This window comes from Globicatella sanguinis NBRC 15551 (assembly GCF_001552295.1).
Lineage (GTDB): Bacteria > Bacillota > Bacilli > Lactobacillales > Aerococcaceae > Globicatella > Globicatella sanguinis.
In genome coordinates, this window is record NZ_BCQX01000222.1 from 1 (window position 1) to 1,247 (window position 1,247).

The window sequence follows — 1,247 nt, forward strand, 5'->3', positions numbered from 1 at the left end:
TACTTTATTGATTTATCAAGTAGAACACAACCTCATTGCAAAATTACTGCAAAATTAATTACAAAAGCTAGTATACATCATAAGTGTATACTTTGTAAACCCCTAAGTTAAAATTAATTTATTTAACACCTAAATATTTATACCATTTTCTATATTGCTGGTCACTCACTATCTCAAATCTAAAGATATGTGGCTGGTCATCAAATGTTTCTTCTGGCTTAAAATATAAGTACGGTTCGCCCTGCTTTTTCATGTGGTTAATAAAATGTTCTTCCATTGACCACGCTGGGTAGATGGTGTTGATTAACTTGGTGTAGTCATCTTCAAATCGCATGCCAGATAGGTCTTCTGGATAAAAGTTTTTGTCACACTGGTAGTTAAGTCTCATACTGTCACCTCGTAAAAAATATAGCATAAATTCAAAAATAACTTTAAAAAAACGTTGACTTTATAACCGCAAACGGTTATAATATAGATAGAAGGTCAGGAAAGGAAGTTGATAATGACAACTAGAAGAGAACTAATGAGAGAAAAAAGAAAAGACAAACAAAATAAGGCTAGCCAAGTCATTAACCTAGTACTGGGAATACTAAACTTAATAACTGCGATAGCTAACCTCATAAAAACTCTAATACCTTAATCATAGAGGAAGGTTGACCTTCCCTTCCTCTTCATTTTAATACAAAATTAGGAGGAAATCAAATGCATAAAGAAAACAAAAACAATATACTTTTAACTTTAATCTTGATTGTAACTTTAATCATCAATATTATTATCTTTTTTAGGGGGAAATAAAAATGAGAAAAAACATCGAAAATTTAATTAATAGTGATATTAGTTCATATAGAATATCAAAAGAAACTGGGATACCGTACACTACTGTTAATGAATTGAGAAACGGAACACGTTCAATCGACAAAGCAAACTTCTTAACAATTGAAACTTTATCAAATTACTGGGAGGAATTAAATATGACTTTAGAAGAAAGAATTTTAAAAGCATTAGCAGAGATGGACGAGGAAATTAGAGGCAGTCTATACGACGTGTATGAAGAAACCGACGGCAACTTGTGGTTTATGGATAGCGGTATGGAATACAGCGGTGATGATAAATCAGCCAAGGAAGTAGCACAAGTTGAGAATGGCGAGATAATTAACTTATATTAAAAACATAAAAAATAAGCCTACCCCATATCGGAGTAGGCTCTTTAGGATATATACCACTACATATAGTATCCCTTTCTTTTT

General features: G+C 31.8%; 2 protein-coding genes. One reads left to right on the plus strand and one right to left on the minus strand.

What is annotated here, in order from left to right; genetic code table 11:
* Window positions 1–118: 118 nt before the first annotated feature.
* Entirely contained in the window at window positions 119–388 is a 270-nt protein-coding gene (locus GSA01S_RS10215; RefSeq protein ID WP_066127293.1) for a DUF5960 family protein, read from the minus strand.
* Between the two features lie 409 nt (window positions 389–797).
* Here GSA01S_RS10215 and GSA01S_RS10630 point away from each other — a divergent pair, with 409 nt between their 5' ends.
* A complete protein-coding gene (locus GSA01S_RS10630; RefSeq protein WP_083513311.1) occupies window positions 798–1,166 on the plus strand; it encodes a hypothetical protein in 369 nt (122 codons plus the stop codon).
* The last annotated feature ends 81 nt before the right edge of the window (window positions 1,167–1,247 follow it).

Bases quoted from the DNA above. Each gene is read 5' to 3' on its own strand.
- GSA01S_RS10215 (WP_066127293.1), bottom strand. From the start codon at position 388: ATGAGACTTAACTACCAGTGTGACAAAAACTTTTATCCAGAAGACCTA.
- GSA01S_RS10630 (WP_083513311.1), top strand. From the start codon at position 798: ATGAGAAAAAACATCGAAAATTTAATTAATAGTGATATTAGTTCATAT.